Source organism: Streptomyces sp. NPDC102402 (assembly GCF_044765765.1).
Classification (GTDB): Bacteria; Actinomycetota; Actinomycetes; order Streptomycetales; family Streptomycetaceae; genus Streptomyces.
Genome location: NZ_JBIWKR010000017.1, coordinates 95,235 through 114,880 on the forward strand (window position 1 = coordinate 95,235; position 19,646 = coordinate 114,880).

The window sequence follows — 19,646 nt, forward strand, 5'->3', positions numbered from 1 at the left end:
ATCCGGGAGGACCACAGTCATGGCCATCACCGATGACCTGCGCAAGACCCTCACCGACCCCACCCCCCTCTACTTCGCCGCCGGCACGGCCGACCTCGCCGTGGAGCAGGCGCGCAAGGTCCCGGCGCTGATCGACCAGCTGCGGGCCGAGGCCCCCGAGCGGATCGAGGCGGTGCGCAACACCGACCCGAAGGCCGTGCAGGAGCGGGTCACCACGCAGGCCAAGGAGGCCCAGGCCACCGTGCAGGCGAAGGTGACCGAGGTCTTCGGGACGCTGGACACCGACCTGAAGAAGTGGGGCGAGACCGCCCAGGACCTGGCGCTGCGGAGCGTCGGCGTGGCCGCCGAGTACGCGGTCCGCGCCCGGGAGACGTACGAGAAGGTCGCCGAGCGCGGCGAGCTGACCGTGCGGACCTGGCGAGGCGAGACGGCCGAGGAGATCGTCGAGATCGCCGCCGTCGTCGAGGCCGAGCCGAAGTCCGTGCCGAAGCAGAAGTCCGACGCCGCGGTCAAGCCGGTCGCCCCCGCCAAGCCGGTCGCCCCCGCCGCGAAGAAGCCCGCGCCGAAGGCTCCCGAGTCCAAGGCGACGCCCGTGACGGCGAAGAAGACGGCGCCCGTGCGCAAGCCTGCCGCGAAGAAGACGACTCCGCCCTCCGCCAAGTAGGCGGAGGCGGTTCCGGGATTGCCGGGGCGGTGGCCCGGGCACCTTTGGGGGTGCCCGGGTCGTTGTCCCGGTACCTTGGCCGCGAGGCGCTCATCCACTGACTAGGCGGTGCTCACCGTGTTGCTCGAAGCATTCGGCTCCATCCTCCAGCTGCTGTACCTGGCCATGCTCGTCCTGGCCGTGGTCGCGCTGGTCTTCGCCGTGACGGCGCGCGAGGACGCCTATCGGGCCGCGGACAAGCAGAAGAAGTCCTTCTGGCTGATCATTCTCGGCGTCACCGTCTTCGTGAACCTGGTCATCCCGATCCTGTTCCTGCAGATCGCGGGCGTGATCGCGTCCATCGTCTTCATGGTGGACGTGCGCCCGGCGATCAAGGCCGTGTCCGGCGGCGGAGGCCGCCGCGGCGGCTCCAGCAGCGACGGACCGTACGGCCCCTACAACGGCGGGCGCTGAGCGCCCGCGCTCGACACGGCACCGGGGCGGGAGCGCGAGGCGCTCCTGCCCCTCCGTCGTATCCGGGCCTCGTCGCGCTCCAGCAGCAGGACCGCGACGTCGTCGGTCAGCTCGCCGCCGTTCAGCTCCTGCACCTGGGTGACCGCGGCCTCCAGCAGCGCCTCGCCGCCGAGCCCTTGGTCCAGGCGCCCGTTGACCATCGCGACCATGCCGTCCTGCCCCAGCCGCTGGGTCCCCTGCTGCCCGACGCGCCCCTCGATCAGGCCGTCGGTGTACATCATCAGGCTCCAGGAGCCGCCCAGGTCGACCTGCCGGCGCGGCCACCGGGCGTGCGGCAGCAGGCCGAGGGCCGGGCCGCCGTCCTCGTACGGGAGAAGGTGCGCGGCCCGTCCCTGACGGGCGATGAGCGGCGCGGGGTGGCCCGCGATGCACAGGCCCGCGCGGCGGCCGTCGGGTGCGATGTCGACGGTGCAGAGCGTCGCGAAGATCTCCTCGCTCTGCCGCTCGTGCTCCAGGACCTGCTGCAGCGTCGAGAGCAGGGCGTCGCCGCAGAGCCCGGCCAGCGTGAGCGCCCGCCAGGCGATCCGCAGCTCGACGCCGAGGGCGGCCTCGTCCGGGCCGTGCCCGCAGACGTCGCCGATCATCGCGTGGACCGTGCCGTCGGGCGTGCGGACCGTGTCGTAGAAGTCCCCTCCCAGCAGGGCACGGCTGCGGCCCGGCCGGTAGTGGGCAGCGAAGGCGAGGTCGGAGCCGTCCAGGAGCGGGGTGGGCAGCAGTCCGCGCTCCAGCCGGGCGTTCTCCTGGGCGCGCAGCCGGGACTCGGTGAGCTGGTGCTGGGCGGTGTCCGCACGTTTGCGCTCCACCGCGTACCGGATGGCGCGGCTGAGGAGGCGGCCGTCGAGCTCGTCGCGGAAGAGGTAGTCCTGGGCGCCGACGCGTACGGCCTCGGCGGCGCGCTCGGCGTCGTCCTCGGCGGTGAGGGCGAGCACGGCGTGGCGCGGTGCGATGCGCAGGATGTGCTTGAGCGCGGCGAGCTCGTCCGGGCTGCCCGTCCCGTCCTCACGGCCCTCGGCCCGTGCGGTGGTGGGAAGGGACGCCGCCTCGAGGTCGAGGTCGAGCAGGATGCAGTCGACGTCGTCGGTGAGCAGCCGGCCCGCCTCGGTGAGATTGCGTGCGGTGCGGACGCGGACCCGCGCCCCTGCGGTGGACGACAGCTCGGGGACGGCGAAGGTGCCCGCAGGGTCGTCCTCGATCACCAGGAGTGTGAGGTCGGCGCCGTGAGTGGTCTCCGCAGCGGGAACGGCACGTTGCTGCGGTACGGGTACGGGCATCGGTTCGGGTTTCCTTCCCTCCCCCCGAGGGCGCGGCGGGACGACGATCGACGACCCGCCGACGGGGACGATAGCGGTCCACGGCAGGGGAACGGAATGGTGCCCGGTGATCATCCTGTGTCGTGTGCGCGGCCATAAGCCGCGTCCCACCACGGATCCGGCGTGATCGGTGCGCATGAAACGGACATGGGGTCATGACGAACATCACGCGTTCGACACGCACCGCACACATCTTCCGGCGCGTCCCCGGGCGCGCGCGATGAGGTGTGGGTCACGTGCGCCCCGTCGTGTGCCCGGCGACACGCCTCGCCCCGTCCCCCGCCGGGCTGTTCGCCGCGTGTCGGCCGCCGCGACGTCACCCGCCGGGCTGTTCGTCGCGCGTCGGCCGCCGCGACGTCACCCGCCGGGCTGTTCGCCGCGTGTCGGCCCCCGCGACGTCACCCGCCGGGCTGTTCGCCGCGTGTCGGCCCCCGGCCCGTCACCCGCCGGGCTGTTCGCCGCGTGTCGGCCGCCGCAACTCCCGTTGCCTACTTGTCCGGCCGGACCACGCCCAGGATCTGCATCGAGCCCGCGCCGGCGAGCGTGACATGCCGCCCGGGCCGGGGGGCGTGCACGATCGAGCCGTCGCCGACGTACATCCCGACGTGGGTGGCGTCGCTGTGGTAGATGATCAGGTCGCCGGGGCGCATGTCCTGGATGGGGATGCGGGGCAGCTGCCGCCACTGCTCCTGGGACGTCCGTGGGATCGGCCTCTTCGCCGCCGCCCAGGCCTGCGACGTCAGCCCCGAGCAGTCGTACGAACCGGGCCCCTCGGCCCCCCAGACGTACGGCTTGCCTATCTGGGCGGTGGCGAACGCCACCGCCTTCTTGCCCGCGGCGCTCGCCTCGCGGTTGATCTCCTTGAGGGCGCCCGAGGAGAGCCAGGCGGCCTGCGCGGTGGAGGCGGCGTCCTTCTCCAGCTGGAGGAGCCTGGCCCGCTCCTCCTTCGCCAGCTGTGATTCGAGCTTCTCCGCCGCCTCGATCTGAGCGTCGATGCTCTTCTTGGCCTTGGCCTGCTTGACCCGGTTGGCCTCGATCTTCTCCCAGTTGAGGCTCGCGTCCTTCGTGTACGTCTCCAAGTCCTCCTGGGCCTGCTCCAGTTCCGTGAGCATGCCCTTGGCGGCCTGCTGGCCCTGCCGGGCCTGGTTGACGCCGTCCATGAAGAGGCCCGGATCGCCGCTCAGCATCAGCTGCGCGCCCGGAGGGAGCCCCCCGCTGCGGTACTGCTCGCGGGCCTGGGCGCCCGCCCTGTCCTTCAGTTCGGCGATCTTCGCCTGGCCGTCGGCGATCGACTTGGTCAGACGGACGATCTCCCCGGACTGCTTCTCGGACTGCTCCTCGGCGAGGTTGTACGCGTCGGTGGCCGCCCCTGCCTTGCGGTAGAGGGTGTCGATCTCGTCGCGTACTTCCTCGAGGCTCTTCTTCCCGGGGGAGGCCGCGGCGCCGGCGGTCGGGGAGGGCTCGGGAATCGGGGCGGCCATGGCCTGGACCGGCGCGGTCAGCAGGGCCAGTGCGCAGACCAGGGTGATCGCGGCAGTGGCGCAGTGGCGTCGGTTCACAAGCTCCCCCTCCGGGCGAAAGGGAGGGAATGCCCTAACGCTCACATGTGACTTACCGTCAGTAACATCTGTGTGACGACGCGATCGTGCCATGTCGTCCCGTAAAGCAACAGAGGCCGGTGTCACCTGCCCCGTCACACAGGGGACGAACGGTGATCCGCGAGCGTTCCCGGATCCGGCCGTGTTCACCGGCCGTTCCGGTACGCGTCGTTCACCGCCCGGCAGGCCGGAGTGCCGCCCAGCGCACCGTGATCTCGCCCTGCCGCCAGCGCCGTTCGCCGTCCGTCAGGGGCCAGTCGGCGGAGACCGCCCGCACCGCCGCGATCCAGCGCTGCCGCGCGCCGAGGGAGGCGTACGGGGAGGCCGTGGCCCAGGCGCGGTCGAGGTCCCGCAGGAAGGCGTGGACCGGTTCGCCCGGCACGTTGCGGTGGATCAGGGCCTTGGGGAGACGCTCGGCGAGGTCGGAGGGGCGTTCCAGTGAGCCGAGCCGGGTCGCGAAGGTGACCGTGCGTGGCCCTTCCGGGCCGAGCGCCACCCACACGTGCCGTCGGCCGATCTCGTCGCAGGTGCCCTCGACCAGGAGGCCGTCCGGGGCGAGCCGGGCGCACAGCCGCCGCCAGACCGCTGCGACCTCGCCCTCGTCGTACTGGCGCAGCACGTTCGCGGCCCGGATGAGGACGGGGCGGCCGGGCAGGGGGATCTCGAAGCCGCCGTGCGTGAAGGTGAGTCCCTCGCGTTCGTACGGCTGCGCCGCCGCGACCCGCGCCGGGTCGATCTCGATGCCCACCACGGCGGTGCGCGGCTCGGCGGTGCGCAGCCGCTCCAGCAGCTCGACGGCGGTCCAGGGCGCGGCGCCGTAGCCGAGGTCGACCGCGACGGGGGAGTCGCTGCGGCGCAGAGCGGGGCCGTGAGTGGCGGCGATCCAGCGGTCCATGCGACGCAGGCGGTTGGGGTTGGTGGTCCCGCGCGTCGCGGTGCCGATGGGGCGCTGGTGCATGAGAAGGAGCGTATGCGAAGCGCAGGGGGGCACACGTGGAGCTGCGGCGCGCGCGGGGCGCTCTCCGGCGCGCCGGGCAGATCGCAATGATTTGGCAAAGTGGAAATGAAAGGCCGGACTCCGCTGTTCTGGCCCTTCGAGGGGGCTTGTGCCCCGTACGTGTCATGCCCTGAGCGAGGAGGAGCGGACCCGTGAGCCAGTACGTCTCCCGGCTCGGCAGCAGCCGTGCGGCACCCCGCATCCGCTTCCCGGGCGGGTTCGCCGGACACCGCAAGCCGCGCCGGGTCGCGATGCTGTCCGTGCACACGTCCCCGCTGCACCAGCCCGGCACCGGCGACGCCGGCGGCATGAACGTCTACATCGTGGAACTGGCCAGGCGCCTCGCCGCGATCGGCATCGAGGTCGAGATCTTCACCCGGGCCACCACCGGCGGGCTCCCCCCGACGGTCGAGCTGGCGCCCGGAGTCCTGGTCCGCCACATCGACGCAGGGCCCTACGAGGGGCTGGCCAAGGAGGAGCTGCCCGCCCAGCTCTGTGCCTTCACCCACGGCGTGATGCAGGCGTGGGCGGGCCAGCGGCCCGGCTACTACGACCTGGTCCACTCCCACTACTGGCTGTCCGGGCAGGTCGGCTGGCTCGCCGCCCAGCGGTGGGGCGTCCCCCTCGTCCACGCCATGCACACCATGGCGAAGGTCAAGAACGCCGCGCTCGCCGAGGGCGACACCCCCGAGCCCGCCGCCCGTGTCATCGGCGAGACCCAGATCGTGCACGCATCCGACCGGCTCATCGCGAACACCGCCGGGGAGGCCGACGAGCTCATCCGCTTCTACGAGGCGGACCCGGCGTCGGTCGCCGTCGTGCACCCCGGGGTCAATCTGGAACGCTTCCGCCCCGGCGACGGCCGCGCCGCCGCCCGGGCCCGCCTCGGCCTGCCGCAGGACGCGCTGATCCCGCTGTTCGCCGGCCGCATCCAGCCGCTCAAGGCTCCGGACGTGCTGCTGCGCGCCGTCGCCGTGCTCATGGAGCGGGACCCCTCCCTGCGCTCGCGCATCGTCGTACCCGTGGTCGGCGGCCCCAGCGGCAGCGGGCTCGCCAAGCCGGAGGGCCTCCAGAAGCTGGCCGCGCGCCTGGGCATCGCCGATGTCGTGCGGTTCCACCCGCCGGTCGGGCAGGACCAGCTCGCCGACTGGTTCCGGGCGGCGTCCGTGCTGGTCATGCCCTCGTACAGCGAGTCCTTCGGGCTCGTCGCCATCGAGGCCCAGGCGGCCGGCACGCCCGTGGTCGCGGCGGAGGTGGGCGGTCTCCCGGTCGCGGTGCGGGACGGTGTCAGCGGCTTCCTGATCCCGGGCCACGAACCGGCCGCGTACGCACAGGCGCTCGGCCGGTTCGCCGACGACGCGGGGCTCACGGACAGGATGGGCGATGCCGCCGCCGCGCACGCCCAGTCGTTCGGCTGGGACACGGCGGCCTCGGCCACCGCCGACGTGTACACGGCGGCGATGCACGACCACCGGCGCCGCGCCCGCTCGCACCACGGCTGAGGCGACGGGCAGGCGGTGCGCACGCGCGCCCTGTCGTACGCTCGCACCATGGCTGACGTATCCGACGAGGCAGCAGCGGCGCAGGTCATCGAGGCGACGCTGGACGACGCGGAGCTCGAATGGGAGAGCCCCGGGCCCGGCACCTACGTCGTGAAGCTGCCCGGCACACGCAAGCTGTCCACGACCTGCTCCCTGATCGTCGGGCAGCACTCCCTCTCCCTCAACGCCTTCGTCATCCGCCACCCGGACGAGAACGACGCGGCGGTCCACCGCTGGCTCCTGGAGCACAATCTCCGCCTGTTCGGCGTCAGTTACGCCATCGACCAGCTCGGCGACATCTATCTCGTCGGCCGGCTGCCGCTCTCGGTCGTCACGCCCGGGGAGCTCGACCGGCTGCTGGGGGCGGTCCTGGAGGCGGCGGACGGGGCGTTCAACCCGCTGCTGGAGCTGGGTTTCGCCTCCGCGATCCGCAAGGAGTACGCCTGGCGGGTGGAGCGGGGCGAGTCCACCCGAAACCTGGACGCCTTCACGCACCTGACGAAGCGTCCCTCCTGAGCCGGGCGCCGGGTGCCGCGGCCAGCCCTTCCAGCGCCGTGACGAGCCGCGGTGCCACCGCCTGCCAGGTCAGAGCGAGTGACTCGGCCCCTGCTCCCCGGGGCACCGTCTCCGTCAGCATGATCAGGTAGAGGTAGCTGCGACAGAGGTCGAGCCGGCGCCGCACCGACGGGGTGAACACGAGCGGCGCGCCCGTCGCGGACGCGTATCCGGCGAGGAAGTCCGGATCGGTCTCCGGGTCACCGAACAGCGTCGTGGAGACGAGGTCGGCGACCGGATCCCCCCAGAACATCCGCTCGCCGTCGACGACCCCGCCGATGCGCCGTGCGCCCGGCTCCCCGGCCACCAGCAGATTCCCCTGCCACAGGTCGAAGTGGACCAGTGCGGGCCGGGTGACCTCGTCCAGCACGTCCGAGGCTCCCGCGAGCACCTCGCGTATCCACCCGGCCGGGCGCGGCAGCCGGGCTCCGTACGTCTCGGCGTCGGCGAGCACGGCATCCGTCATCGCGGTGAACGCCTCACGCCAGGTCGGGGCGAGCGGTCCCAGGGATTTGGCGGGGTACCCGAACCCGGCGGGGCCCGTGACCTCGTGCAGCCGGCCGACGAGGCCCCCGAGCTCGGTCCGCAGAGCACGTGTCTCGCCCGCCACGTCAGGTCACCGGCGACGGAGCTCCAGGGCTGTCCGGGGCTCGCGGTCATGACGACGTACGCTCCGGCCGGCGCTCCCGGTTCGAGTTCGGCGTGCACGACGCGCGGGATCGCGGCACCACCGGCCTCGGCGGCGGCACCGTAGAAGACGACCTCGTTGACGAGCAGGCGCTGTTCGTAGCTCAGGCCCGTGGAGTGCGCCGGGGGGATCTTCACCACCCAGTCCCTGCCGTCCTCGAACGTCACCCGGGTCACGGTGTTGTACGTGCCCCCGGTGAGCGGCTCGCGGGAGTACGGGCCCCGGGCACCGATGCGGTCGAGTACGGCGGTGGTCGCGTCGGCGGACACGGGCGGGCCCCCACGGCTCAGGTGCGGAGTCGGCCGCCCCACAGGGGCTTTACAGGATGATCACAGCGGAATCACGATCACATCCCGTGACCATAAGGACCGATCATCGGACGGATGTCCGATCGTAGAGTGTGTCGCACTGCGACAGCCCTCCCGCGACAGCTACTCGAATTGCCCGCCGGGAGCGAGGCGTTGCTCCTTCAGACGGAGAGATGAACCAACCATGCGCGCCACCGCCGTACGCCGTACCGCCCTTGCCGCCGCTGCGGCCTCCCTGGCCCTGCTCGCCAGCGCCTGCGGCGGCTCGGACTCCGACGCCAAGGGCGACGGCGGCGCCTCGGGGGCGAAGGACGACGCCTCCGCCAAGCCCGCGGCGGTCAAGGGACTGTCCTCGGCCGAGCTGGAGAAGGTGTCGCTGGAACAGGGCGACGTCGCCGGCCACAAGATCTCCAAGACCGGTCCCGAGGACATCCTGCAGCCCGGGGCGGTCACCGCGGACAAGAAGGAGTGCGAGCCCCTCGGCTTCGCCTTCTACGGGGTGAAGCGGGGGACTCCGGTCGGGAACGCCGGACGCAAGGTCGTCGAGGAGCCCAAGAAGGACGAGTCCGCCGACCCCGCGGACGCCCTCGCCGGCATGCTCGACATCACGTCGTCCCTGGTCACCCTTGCCTCCTACGACGGTGACGGTGCCGTGAAGAGCATGGCCGAGCTGCGTGACTCCGCGGCGAAGTGCACCGGCGGGTTCACCCTGTCGATGAAGGGTGAGAAGCAGGAGATCACCAGCCTGACCGAGGAGAAGGCGACGGGCGGCGAGGAGGCCCTCGCCTGGGGTCTGCGGATGGGCGAGGGTGAGGAGTCGGTTCCGTTCAAGCTCGTGAGCATCCGTCAGGGCGGCACGATCGCCACGTTCTTCTCCTTCAACCTCGGCAAGACGGGTGAGAAGGCCGAATTCGAGCTGCCGACCGCTGTCATCGACGCACAGGTCGGGAAGCTCGGCTGATCCGGATTCGGCGTGGGGGCGGGGGCGGGCAGGACGGCTCCCGCCCCTTCGCCGTCCGCGGGCGGGCGAGGACCACGGCGGCGACCACGGTGAGCGCGCCGGCGAGCTGGACCGGCGACAGGGTCTCGTCCAGGACGAGGTAGCCGAGGGCCATCGCGGCGAGCGGTGAGGCGAAGCCGAGTACCGAGACGGTCAGTGCGGGCAGCCTCTCCACGCCGCGGAACCACACCGCGTACGCGAGCAGGGCGCCGACGAGTCCGAGGTAGGCGAAACCGGCGAGATTCCGGCCGTCGACCGCGTCCGGCAGGCCTTCGCCGATCAGGGTCACGGGCAGCAGGAGGACCCCGCCGAAGCTCAGCTGCCAGCCCGTGAACGTCAGCACGCCCACCCCGGACGGGCGTCCCCAGCGCTTGGTCAGCACGATGCCGGTAGCCATGCTCACAGCGCCCAGGAGACCGGCGCCCACGCCCACCGCGTCCAGCCCCGCGCGGGGGGTCAGGGCCAGCAGGCCCACACCCACGACGCCCAGCGCGCAGGCCGAGGCGTGCGTCGCCGTGATCCGCTCCTTCAGCAGCACCGCCGACAGGGCGAGGACGACCGTCGGCTGCACGGCCATCACCAGGGCGGCCACTCCGCCCGGTAGGTGGTAGGCGGCTACGAAGAGCAGATAGAGGAAGGCGCCGATGTTCAGGGTGCCGAGCACCGCGGCGCGCCACCACCAGTGCCCTCGCGGCAGCGTCCGGCCGATGGCGAGCAGGATCAGACCCGCCGGGAGGGCGCGGACGGTGGCGGCCAGCAAGGGCCGGTCCGGCGGCAGGAACTCGGTGGTCACGAGGTAGGTGGAGCCCCAGACCAGCGGGGCCAGGGCGGTGATCGCGGAGTCTGCCGCCACCCGGTCGCCCTTCACCGGGTGCCGCCGTCGCCGTGTCCGTAACGACCGGTGAACGCCTGGCGGGCCCGGGGGCGGCGGCCCGGGTGGGCGCGGGTCTCCGCCGGTCTGCCCACCGGCAGCAGCATCGCGATGTGCAGGTCGTCGCGGTCCTCGATGCCGATGACGCGCTTCACCTGCTGCTCGTCCCAGCCGTTCATCGGTGAGGTGGCCAGCCCCAGGGAGGTGGCCGCGAGCATCGCGTACGTCGCGGCGATCACCGCGTCCTTGACGGCGTACTCCCGCAGCAGGCCGCGCTGTTCGAGGTCCTGCTGGAAGTCCAGGGTGGCCTGGGAGAAGCCGCTGACGAACCGTTCGTTCCAGGCCCCGTTGCGCAGGGCTTCCTCGTAGACGTCGCTCAGGTCCTCGCGCCAGGCCTGGCTGCCGGCCACGAACACCAGGGTGAGCGGTGCCTCCCGCGGGTGCGGCTGGCCCCCGGTGGCCCGGGTGAGGGCGGCCCGGCCCTCGTCGTCCGAGACGACCACGACGAAGCGCGCCTGCACGTTCCAGCTGGAGGGCGCTTCCATGGCCAGGTCCAGCAGTTCGTCCAGGTGCCGGTCGGGGACCGGGTCGGGCAGGTAGTGGCGGATGCTGCGGCGCGTACGGATCGCCTGCGGCACGGTCAGGTGGCCTGTGTCCTGCGTCATGGCTGGACCGTAGCGGTTTTGCTTAGCGCTAAGCAAGTAGGTATCTCAACTCTAAGATAAAGATATGCTGGTGCCATGAGCGACCACGTGGACCGCGTACTGGCGCAGTGGGCGGAGCAGCGCCCCGGACTGGACTCTTCGTCGATGGGGGTGATCGGGCGCGTCAAACGCCTGTCCCGGATCGTCGAGGCGGAGCAGCGGGCCGTCTTCGGCGCGCACGATCTCGACCCCGCCGCGTTCGACGTGCTGGCCACACTGCGGCGCAGTCCGGCCCCTCACCGGCTGACCCCCGCGGAGCTGATGCGGTCCGCCATGGTCACGTCCGGGGCCATCACCCAGAGGCTGGACCGGCTGGAGGAGCGGGCGCTCGTCCTGCGCACCCGCAGACCGGAGGACGGACGCAGCGTTCACGTGTCGCTCACGCAGGCGGGCAGGGAGCTGATCGACCGGGCGCTGGTGGACCACGTGGAGAACCAGAACCGCCTGCTGTCGGGCCTCACCGAGGAGCAGCGCGACCGCATCGCGGACGACCTGCGCGACCTGCTGGAGTCCCTCGGCGACACCGACCGCCAGGTCAGGCTGGGGTGAGGTCGCTCAGGTGGGGCTGAGGACCTCGGCCCGGAGTACGAGCCTCATGGCAGCGGTGCGAGCCTCACGGCAGCGGTACGAGCCTCACGACGGTGACCGTCAGCACGGTCCCCGAGACGTAGTAGAGGACGATGGCGCCGGACACCGTCGCCTCGCGCCGGTCGCGTTCGCGCTTCACGGCGGTCGAGGCGTGCCCGTACGGGTCGAGGCCCAGGGTGCGCGCCATCTCTTCCCGGAACGAGTCGCCGTCGCGCATCTTGGCCAGGGTGTCGTCGGCGGGCGGGGCGAAGGAGATGCGGAAGCTCAAGCGACCTTCCGCCTCTCCGCCTCGTCCTGTGCCAGCCGGTCCAGGATCTGCTCGGCCTCGGGGTCGGGTACGGACTCGAGCATCCAGTGGCGCATCACGGCCTGGATCTCGTGCACCCCGGCCTCGTTGATCGCCTGGTCGAACTCCTCGCGTCTCTCCTCGGGCAGCGCGGCACGGATCGCCGGAATGCTGTTGGGCACCTCTACCTCGGTGCCGCCGACGAAGGTCTTCAGAGACTCGCCCATGATCGTCCTCCCCGATCTCCTTGCTCTCCGCGCCCTGACCGCATGTACCGCCGGGGGTGTGTACCTGGGTAACAGGCCGGTGTAAAGGTCACGTTAGTGGGTGCCGCCCCGGATCGGCGGCCGACTTCCCGCCCGGCTTTCGCGCGGTGTACGCCGAACTGCGTGACCGCACCCCGGCGGAGGCGGGCCGCCCGTCCGTCTGCCCCGCCCGAGGCCCCGGCCGCCGACTGGAACAGAGCGAACTCGGCACTTCCGCACCGGTACAGGAGCCCGCCCGGCCGCTCATCAACGGGCTCCAGGCCGAGCTTCTCGGCGTAGAAGCGCCGAACTTGCTTCAGGTTCTGCGCCGGCAGGCCGGTCGCGGCGCCGCGCGCCGGCCAGGTCCGCGGCCGTGTCAGCGGTCGGGAGTTCCGTACTCCTCCTCGGGCACGCCGATATCCGCCAGAATGGACGCTGCCTGGCGGCCCATCAGCTCGGCGTCGGTGTTGTCGGTCAGGTGAGGGGATCGGGACAGGGCCAGGAGCGTGCGCGCCTCGCCCGGTCGGTGGCCCGTTTCGCGATGGATGGCCAGAGCGTCCTGAGCGAGCCCCACATCCGTGGTGCGGACCGTCTCGAAGAGGGCCGTCAGGATCCGGCCCTCCGTCGCGCGGAAGGAGTGGGAGCGGGCCAGGTGCAGCGCCTGCCCGGCGTGGTCCAGGGCCTCGTCGTCCCGGCCGAGCCGGTGCTCGGTGAGTGAGAGGCTCAGGAGGGTGTCGGCCTCGGCGCGTCTGAACATCGCCGTGCGGGCCAGGGCGAGAGCCCGCTCGTCCGCCTTGAGGGCTCGTTCCGGGTGCGACAGCCTCCGGTGGGCGGCGGCGACCGTGTTGAGGATGCCCGCCTGGACCCAGTACCGCTTCGTGTCCTCGACCATGGCCAGCGCCAGTTCCGCCTGCTCCAGCGCCTCCTCGTGACCGCCGAGATCGAGCCGGATCCTGGCGACGGCGTCGAGCATCATCGCGTGACCGTCGCGATATCCGGCTCTGTCGTCCGCTTCCATCGCGGGGCCGAGGAGACCGAGTCCGTCGGAGAAACGGCCCAGCTCCCAGTACACGCCGCCCAGGATCTGCACGCTCGATCTGCTGTTCCACGCTCTGACCTCCGTGCCGAGGGCGACGGCGCGTTCGAGGTGACCGGCGGCTTCGTCCAGCCGTCCCAGGTCGCGGCAGGTCATGCCGAGACCGGTCAGCCCGAATCCCTCGAACTGGCGCACCCCGGTCCGGCGGAAGAACCGCAGGCCGGCGGTGAAGTCGTCGAACGCCCTGCCCAGCTCGGCCATGCTCCACTCGGCGAAGCCCCTGAGTCCGAGGGCCGATGCCTCACCCGCGGCCCAGCCGATACGACGGCTGATCTCCAGGGCCTGCGTCGCGAGCACCATCGCCTGCCGGACGTGGCCCCGGTCCCACCGAGCCGCCGCGAGGCTCGAAAGCATCGCGGACTGGCCGAACAGGTCCTTCTCGGCCTCCGCCGCGTCCAGCGCCGTCTGCGCCACGGCCTGCCAGGTCTTCCTCGGCAGATGGGTCCAGAAGTGGGTGAAGAGAGCGGAGGTCAGGTGCCAAGTGGCGGGGCGGGGACCGTGACGGTCGGCATGGCCGATGACGGCGAGCAGATTCGAACCTTCCGCCTTCAGCCACTGGTCGGGTTCGGCGGTCGACGGCATTCCCGGGGGCTCCGCCAGCCGCAGTTCGTCCGGGAGTTCGGGGAAGAGGGCGGTCCCCGCGGTCTCGCGCACGGCCAGCAGATACCAGAGCACGAGCCGCTCCAGCGCGGCACCTCGCTCGGTCTCCGTCTCCTCGGCCAGGGCCCGGTCGTGCGCGTACTCGCGAAGAAGATCGTGGAACCGGTACCGTCCCGCGGCCGCGGGTTCGATCAAATGCGCCGAGGCCAGGACACCGAGCAGACGGCGGGCCTGCGTGAACGGGCAGTCGGAGAGGGCGGCCGCGGCCGCGGCGGTGAAGTCCGACCCCGAGAACAGTCCGAGGAGCCGGAACAGCCGGCGCGCACCGGCCGGCAGGACTCCGTACGACACCGAGAAGGCCGTACGCAAGGGCGAGTCGACGCCGCCGTCCGGTGCGAGTGCCTCCAGCTTGTCGCCCTCGGTCAGCTCGGTGACCAGGTCTGCGGTCCGCAGGGCCGGGTCGCCCGCCAGCCTGGCGGCGGCGAGGCGCAAGGCCAGGGGCAGGCTTCCGCAGAGCCGTACCAGATCGTCGACCGCGCCGCCGTCGTCGTCGACCCGACCGGACCCGAGGGCCCGGCCGAGGAGCGCGCGGGCCTCGTCCGGCTGAAGGAGGTCCAGGGACAGGGCCTGGGCCCCGTCGCGGACCACGAGGTCCCCCAGCCTGTTGCGGCTGGTGACGACGACACAGCAGTGCGGGCCGGCCGGCAGCAGCGGACGCACCTGTCCGGCCGACGCCGCGTTGTCCAGGAGCACGAGCATGCGCCGTTCGGCCAGCAGGGTACGGAAGACACGGCCCTGGGACTCATGGTCAGGGGGGATCTCGGAGGCCGCGAGGCCCAGGCCGCGCAGCAGCAGCTCCAGCGCCTCGCCGGGTTCGAGGGGGAGACGGTCGTGGTCGAATCCGTGGAGGTTGACGTAGAGCTGGCCGTCAGGGAAGCGGTCGCGCACGAGATGGGCCCAGTGCACGGCCAGCGCGGTCTTCCCGATGCCCGCGGCCCCGCCGATGGCCGAGATGACGACGGTGTTCGCCGAGCCGTCGCGATCCCGCTCGTACGGCAGCAGGGCGTCGAGCCGGGCGAGTTCCCCGGTGCGTCCGGCGAAGCCGGCCACGTCGTGCGGCAGTTCAGCGGGCGTGCGCGGCGCGGCGGGGGCCGGTACGAGCGGAGACAGGAACGCGCCGTCCTGGTGCAGCACGGCTTCGTGCACCCGGCGCAGCTCCTCACCGGGATCGGCTCCGAGCTCGTCACGGAGGCGTACGCGCATGTCCTCGTACGCCGCCAGTGCCTCCGCCTGACGGCCGCAGCCGTACAGGGCGCGTATGCGCAAGGCCCTCAGCGCCTCGTCGTAGCGGTCGGCCACCGAGGACTCGGGGAGCCCGCCCAGGTCGTCGAGGGCCTCCCCGAACCTGCGCAGCAGTACCAGGCACCTGAGCCGCTCCAGCCGAAGCGCCCGCCGGCGCTCCTGCAGACGCTGCCGCTCGTCCCGCGCGAACGGCCCGGGCAGGCCCGCCAGCGGCTCACCCCGGAAGAGTGCGAGGACCGTGTCCAGTTCAGCGACGGCGGTGGCCGGGTGCCCGGACGCCGCGGTGGCCAGTGCGGCGTTGCCCAGCCCGTCCAGGTCCTCCGTGTCGATCCGGACGTGTTCCACGGCGAAGCGGTACCAGCCCTTGCCGCTGCGGATCACCGACTCGGCGGGTGGGGTCCCGGCAGGATCGAGCACCCGGCGCAGCGCATTGACGTGGGTGGGAAGCACCTTGCGCCCGCCCGGGGGCGGATGGGCCCCCCAGACCGCGTCGAGCAACCGCTCATGAGACATCGCGGCCCCGCGGTTCAACAGGAGCGCGGCGAGCACGGCCTGCCGCTTGAGCGGCCCCACCTCCACGGGCTCCCCGCCCTGCCATGCCCGTAACAGCCCGAGTACCTCGAACCGCAGCGGCTGAGGCGATCCTCCGCCCATCGACGCCTCCACTCCCTCTGCCGTGCAGGTCATAGGAATTTCATCAGCATTGCAGCACGCCCAGCCAGGGTGATGACCAAGGCAATGCAGAACCAGCACAACCGAAGGGGCACGAGTGACGGACATGGAGCTGGTGGCGATGGCGCTGGCCACGGGAGCGGCAGCCGGACTCACCGGTATCTCCAGCGGAGTCCTCACCGACTCCCACGCCGCGCTGCGAGAGGCGGTACGGCGACGCCTGGCCGACGGCGCCGACGCTGTGCGGGGCGGCTACGGCGTACGGGTGCTGGACGCGTTCGAGGCGGATCCCGACCTGTGGCGGACCCGGCTGCTCCAGGTCCTCGCCTCCGAGGTGGAGATGGACGGGGAGATCCGCGAGGCGGCCTACGCGGTGATCCGCGCGCACCGCCGGCCAGGGCATCTCGTCGGGGAAGCCGGTGTCGTCCAGGAGAGCGTGCGGGAGCCTGGCGCCGTCGCCGCCGGGAAGCCCGAACTCACCCGTTCGTGAGGCAGACCCAACCGTCCTCGTCCAACGACCACAACCCGCAAACCCATCAAGCAACGGCATCGGGGCCAGGCCGCCAATCCCGCACCCGCGGAGGGGCCCGGACCGGCAGGGGGTCTGGACCCTCCGCCTCGGGCCCGGCATGATCACCTGTCAGGAGGAGCGGCACAACAGGTGGCCGCTCCGATGGGGGAGGGGCACAACCTGATGCGCATCGGCTCGAAGGCCAAAGCGATCGGCACCGTACTGGCGAGCGGGGTGCTCGTACTCGGGATCGCGACGTCGGCGTCGGCCACCACGAGAATCTCCGCGAACAGCTACGGCTACGGCGAGTGGAACGCCGACCCGGCCGGAACGATGCCCGGCGACTCGCTCAGAGCCTGCGACACCGACGCCGACGGCTACGGCGTCGTAGCGAGGCTGTACAACTCGAGCTACGAACCCATCCGAACGGCAACCACCTCGGGGCTCAGCGCCGGTCAGTGCAGCAAATGGATGTCCGGCAACCTGACCGAGGGCCAGAGATATACGGTCATGACCTACAGGGTTCAGGGAGGCAACGAGATCTTCCTCAACTCCGACTTCGTATACGCCTGATGGTTTGAACCGCACGCGCTACTGAGGGCCCAGAGAGGGCCCAAGGTATGAAAATGCCCCTGAGCTGCGCCGAACGCGCAGCTCAGGGGCATGATCATGGAACCTACTTCTTCTTGCCCTGGTTCTTCACAGCCTCGATCGCGGCCTTCGCCGCGTCCGGGTCCAGGTAGGTGCCGCCCGGCTTCAGGGGGCGGAAGTCGGCGTCCAGCTCGTAGGCGAGCGGGATGCCGGTCGGGATGTTGAGGCCCGAGATGGCCTCGTCGGAGATGCCGTCAAGGTGCTTCACCAGGCCGCGGAGGCTGTTGCCGTGGGCGGCGACCAGGACGGTCTTGCCGTCGAGGAGGTCCGGGACGATGCCGTCGTACCAGTACGGGAGCATGCGCTCGACGACATCCTTGAGGCACTCCGTGCGCGGGCGCAGCTCCGTCGGGATGGAGGCGTAGCGCGGGTCGGCGCTCTGCGAGAACTCGGTGCCGTCCTCGAGGGCGGGCGGCGGGGTGTCGTACGAACGGCGCCAGAGCATGAACTGCTCCTCGCCGAACTCGGCGAGCGTCTGGGCCTTGTCCTTGCCCTGGAGGGCGCCGTAGTGGCGCTCGTTCAGCCGCCAGGAGCGGTGCACGGGGATCCAGTGGCGGTCCGCGGCCTCCAGCCCGAGCTGGGCCGTGCGGATCGCGCGCTTCTGGAGGGAGGTGTGCACGACGTCGGGGAGCAGGCCGGCGTCCTTGAGCAGCTCACCGCCGCGTACCGCCTCCTTCTCGCCCTTGTCGGTGAGGTCTACGTCCACCCATCCGGTGAACAGGTTCTTCGCGTTCCATTCGCTCTCGCCGTGGCGGAGGAGGATCAGCTTGTACGGTGCGTCGGCCATGGGTCCGAGCGTAATCGAACCCGTGCGGCCCCCGCTCGCTCGGTCACAGGGCGGACGGGGAGCGGTGCGGCGAGGGGACGATTGACGGGCGGCGTCAATTGACTGGCGGCCGGGGAATCCGCCTTCGTAATGTTCGGAACGTGGCCGGGCCGCTTACACAGCCCGGCCCGCACCCATTCCGCACCTGCATGCCCCTGGGGGAAGTCCTATGTCCGTCGCCGGTCTCAGAAAGGCGGCACACGAGACGGTCGCCGGCCTCCCCCGGGAGTTCTGGTGGCTGTGGACCAGCACGCTGGTCAACCGCCTCGGGGCCTTCGTCGCCACCTTCATGGCGCTCTACCTGACCCTGGACCGGGGCTACTCGGCCTCGTACGCCGGTCTCGTCGCCTCGCTCCACGGGCTGGGCGGGGTCGTGTCGTCGTTGGGTGCGGGGGTGATGACGGACCGGCTGGGGCGGCGCCCGACCATGCTGATCGCCCAGCTCTCCACCGCCGCGTCCGTGGCCGTGCTCGGCTTCATGGTCCATCCGGTGGCGATCGCGGGCGTGGCCTTCGTCGTGGGCATGGCCAGCAACGCGTCCCGGCCGGCCGTGCAGGCGATGATGGCCGACATCGTCCGGCCCGAGGACCGCGTCCGGGCCTTCTCGCTCAACTACTGGGCCATCAACCTGGGTTTCGCCGTCTCGTCGGCCGGAGCGGGCTTCGTCGCCGAGTACAGCTACCTGGCCGGCTTCATGGGCGAGGCGGCTCTGACGCTGCTCTGCGCCGTCGTCCTCTTCCTCAGGGTGCCGGAGTCGCGGCCGCAGGAGGTGCCACGGGCCGTCGGCGTGGCCGCGCCGGACGACGTGCGGCTGAGCACCGTCCTGCGGGACGGGCGGTACATGGGTGTCGTCGGGCTGTCGTTCCTGGTCGCGCTGATCTTCCAGCAGGGGTACGTGGGCCTGCCGGTGGCCATGGGGGCGGACGGACTGTCCAGCTCCGACTTCGGAACGGCCATCGCCGTCAACGGCGTGATGATCGTGGCCCTGCAGATCCCCGTCACCCGGTTCATCCAGCACCGCGACCCGCGGCGGTTGCTGATCCTCTCGTCGCTGGTCGCGGGATACGGCTTCGGGCTGACCGCCTTCGCGGGTTCGGTCGGGGTGTACGCGCTGACGATCTGCGTCTGGACCCTGGCGGAGATCGTCAACGCACCGACGCAGACGGGCATCGTGGTACAGCTGTCGCCCGCGCACGGCCGAGGCCGCTACCAGGGCATGTACACGATGTCCTGGTCGGTGGCGGCCCTCGTCGCCCCGCTGATGTCCGGCTTCGTGATCGACCACTACGGCGCGGCCTGGCTGTGGGGGACCTGCGCGGTGCTGGGCACGGTGGCAGCGTTCGGCTACTGGCTGCTGATGCGGAATCTGAACCTGCCGGATCCGGCCCCGGCCCAGGTCGCGACACCGGCACCCGTGGACAGGACGGTGTCGGAGCCCGCGGTCTGAGGTGGCGCGGCGGACCGGGCCCGAGGTGCGAGGAGGACACCGCTGGGGTGGGGGGGGGGGGGGGGGGGGGGGGGGGGGGCGCCCCCCCCCGGGGGGGGGGGGGGGCGCCCCCCCCCGGGGGGGGGGGGGGCCCGGCGCCCCCCCCCCCCCCCCCCCCGCCCCCCCCCCCCCCCCCCCCCCCCCCCCCCCCACCCCAGCGGGTCGGTTCCGGTCAGCCGCCGCACTGGCAGGGTGCACCGGCCTGGCAGCCGCACCCGCAGCCCGAGCCGCAGCCGCAGGCCCCCAGCACGGTCAGGTGCACCACTTCGGGCGGGGTCTCCTGCTGGGCTTCGGTCACGGGGGAATCGGCCATGGTCCCTCCTCAGGGCGTACGACTCGACGGCGTACGGCACACGCGTGGCGCGCGCGTGCCGACGGCGGGGGCGTACGGGCATGGCGTGCCGCCCCCGCACCCAGTGCATGCCCGGCCCGGAGGGCGCGTCAACGGCGCACGAGTGCGGGAACGGATGTACGGCCGCCGAGGAGGCCGCGCCCCCGTACGCCCCCACGACCCCAGGCCCCCACGACCCGAGGCCCCACGCCCCCAGGCCCCCACGACCCCACGACCCCACACCCCCACGCCATCCAGGTGACCGAGGCACCGAGCCGTACGCCCTCTCGGCGACCCGAGACC

At 71.9% G+C, this 19,646-nt stretch carries 19 protein-coding genes and 2 pseudogenes; 9 read left to right on the plus strand and 12 right to left on the minus strand.

The window, feature by feature from the left end:
* Nucleotides 1-19: 19 nt before the first annotated feature.
* Entirely contained in the window at nt 20-664 is a 645-nt protein-coding gene (locus ACIRJR_RS32270) for a hypothetical protein (RefSeq protein ID WP_403787222.1), read from the plus strand.
* 117 nt (nt 665-781) lie between these two features.
* Complete coding sequence (locus ACIRJR_RS32275) at nt 782-1,117, plus strand: DUF2516 family protein (RefSeq protein ID WP_356883563.1); 336 nt, start codon at nt 782-784, stop codon at nt 1,115-1,117.
* Here the strand turns inward: ACIRJR_RS32275 and ACIRJR_RS32280 are convergent.
* The 3 genes from ACIRJR_RS32280 to ACIRJR_RS32290 all read right to left on the minus strand — a co-directional run bounded on the left by ACIRJR_RS32280 (nt 1,099) and on the right by ACIRJR_RS32290 (nt 5,043).
* Nucleotides 1,099-2,448: a PP2C family protein-serine/threonine phosphatase gene (locus ACIRJR_RS32280; protein ID WP_403787224.1), complete on the minus strand. Its 1,350-nt coding sequence runs from the start codon at nt 2,446-2,448 to the stop codon at nt 1,099-1,101. The genes ACIRJR_RS32275 and ACIRJR_RS32280 overlap by 19 nt on opposite strands.
* Nucleotides 2,449-2,975: 527 nt before the next feature.
* A complete protein-coding gene (locus tag ACIRJR_RS32285; protein WP_403787226.1) occupies nt 2,976-4,046 on the minus strand; it encodes an NlpC/P60 family protein in 1,071 nt (356 codons plus the stop codon).
* A gap of 211 nt (nt 4,047-4,257) precedes the next feature.
* Nucleotides 4,258-5,043: a class I SAM-dependent methyltransferase gene (locus ACIRJR_RS32290; protein ID WP_403787228.1), complete on the minus strand. Its 786-nt coding sequence runs from the start codon at nt 5,041-5,043 to the stop codon at nt 4,258-4,260.
* Between the two features lie 191 nt (nt 5,044-5,234).
* Here ACIRJR_RS32290 and mshA point away from each other — a divergent pair, with 191 nt between their 5' ends.
* On the plus strand, nt 5,235-6,584 hold the full coding sequence (mshA, locus tag ACIRJR_RS32295) for a D-inositol-3-phosphate glycosyltransferase (RefSeq protein WP_403787230.1): 1,350 nt from the start codon (nt 5,235-5,237) through the stop codon (nt 6,582-6,584).
* A gap of 48 nt (nt 6,585-6,632) precedes the next feature.
* Entirely contained in the window at nt 6,633-7,139 is a 507-nt protein-coding gene (locus ACIRJR_RS32300; RefSeq protein WP_403787232.1) for a YbjN domain-containing protein, read from the plus strand.
* Here the strand turns inward: ACIRJR_RS32300 and ACIRJR_RS32305 are convergent.
* Nucleotides 7,111-8,135: pseudogene (locus ACIRJR_RS32305) on the minus strand (phosphotransferase family protein). The gene ACIRJR_RS32300 and the pseudogene ACIRJR_RS32305 overlap by 29 nt on opposite strands.
* A gap of 223 nt (nt 8,136-8,358) precedes the next feature.
* On the opposite strand from ACIRJR_RS32305, the gene ACIRJR_RS32310 reads away from it, so the two are divergent.
* Nucleotides 8,359-9,135, plus strand: coding sequence for a hypothetical protein (locus ACIRJR_RS32310; protein ID WP_403787234.1), 777 nt, complete (start codon nt 8,359-8,361; stop codon nt 9,133-9,135).
* On the opposite strand, the gene ACIRJR_RS32315 is transcribed toward ACIRJR_RS32310, so the two are convergent.
* Complete coding sequence (locus ACIRJR_RS32315; RefSeq protein ID WP_403787236.1) at nt 9,104-10,042, minus strand: EamA family transporter; 939 nt, start codon at nt 10,040-10,042, stop codon at nt 9,104-9,106. The genes ACIRJR_RS32310 and ACIRJR_RS32315 overlap by 32 nt on opposite strands.
* Complete coding sequence (locus tag ACIRJR_RS32320) at nt 10,039-10,710, minus strand: nitroreductase family protein (RefSeq protein WP_403787237.1); 672 nt, start codon at nt 10,708-10,710, stop codon at nt 10,039-10,041. The genes ACIRJR_RS32315 and ACIRJR_RS32320 overlap by 4 nt, the downstream gene beginning before the upstream one ends.
* A gap of 75 nt (nt 10,711-10,785) precedes the next feature.
* Between ACIRJR_RS32320 and ACIRJR_RS32325 the strand changes: the two genes are divergently transcribed.
* Nucleotides 10,786-11,298 (plus strand): MarR family winged helix-turn-helix transcriptional regulator, encoded by a 513-nt coding sequence (locus tag ACIRJR_RS32325; RefSeq protein ID WP_403787239.1) that lies wholly within the window; start codon nt 10,786-10,788, stop codon nt 11,296-11,298.
* 64 nt (nt 11,299-11,362) lie between these two features.
* On the opposite strand, the gene ACIRJR_RS32330 is transcribed toward ACIRJR_RS32325, so the two are convergent.
* The 4 genes and pseudogenes from ACIRJR_RS32330 to ACIRJR_RS32345 form a co-directional block, all read right to left on the minus strand.
* A complete protein-coding gene (locus ACIRJR_RS32330) occupies nt 11,363-11,605 on the minus strand; it encodes a hypothetical protein (protein ID WP_403787241.1) in 243 nt (80 codons plus the stop codon).
* A complete protein-coding gene (locus tag ACIRJR_RS32335) occupies nt 11,602-11,850 on the minus strand; it encodes a hypothetical protein (RefSeq protein WP_403787243.1) in 249 nt (82 codons plus the stop codon). Before ACIRJR_RS32335 ends, ACIRJR_RS32330 begins: the two co-directional genes overlap by 4 nt.
* 206 nt (nt 11,851-12,056) lie before the next feature.
* Nucleotides 12,057-12,248 (minus strand): annotated as a pseudogene (locus ACIRJR_RS32340) (hypothetical protein); the annotation flags it as partial.
* Entirely contained in the window at nt 12,245-15,553 is a 3,309-nt protein-coding gene (locus tag ACIRJR_RS32345) for a BTAD domain-containing putative transcriptional regulator (RefSeq protein WP_403787245.1), read from the minus strand. The pseudogene ACIRJR_RS32340 and the gene ACIRJR_RS32345, both read right to left, overlap by 4 nt.
* Nucleotides 15,554-15,635: 82 nt before the next feature.
* Between ACIRJR_RS32345 and ACIRJR_RS32350 the strand changes: the two genes are divergently transcribed.
* Nucleotides 15,636-16,028, plus strand: coding sequence for a hypothetical protein (locus ACIRJR_RS32350; protein WP_403787247.1), 393 nt, complete (start codon nt 15,636-15,638; stop codon nt 16,026-16,028).
* A 171-nt stretch (nt 16,029-16,199) separates the two neighbouring features.
* Nucleotides 16,200-16,622, plus strand: a complete 423-nt coding sequence (locus ACIRJR_RS32355; protein WP_403787249.1) for a hypothetical protein — start codon at nt 16,200-16,202, stop codon at nt 16,620-16,622.
* A 103-nt stretch (nt 16,623-16,725) separates the two neighbouring features.
* Here ACIRJR_RS32355 and ACIRJR_RS32360 read toward each other — a convergent pair whose 3' ends face one another.
* Nucleotides 16,726-17,487, minus strand: a complete 762-nt coding sequence (locus ACIRJR_RS32360) for a phosphoglyceromutase (protein ID WP_403787251.1) — start codon at nt 17,485-17,487, stop codon at nt 16,726-16,728.
* A 208-nt stretch (nt 17,488-17,695) separates the two neighbouring features.
* Here ACIRJR_RS32360 and ACIRJR_RS32365 point away from each other — a divergent pair, with 208 nt between their 5' ends.
* Nucleotides 17,696-18,973, plus strand: a complete 1,278-nt coding sequence (locus ACIRJR_RS32365) for an MDR family MFS transporter (RefSeq protein ID WP_403787253.1) — start codon at nt 17,696-17,698, stop codon at nt 18,971-18,973.
* 211 nt (nt 18,974-19,184) lie between these two features.
* Here the strand turns inward: ACIRJR_RS32365 and ACIRJR_RS32370 are convergent, their stop codons facing one another.
* On the minus strand, nt 19,185-19,325 hold the full coding sequence (locus ACIRJR_RS32370) for a hypothetical protein (protein ID WP_403787255.1): 141 nt from the start codon (nt 19,323-19,325) through the stop codon (nt 19,185-19,187).
* Between the last annotated feature and the right edge of the window lie 321 nt (nt 19,326-19,646).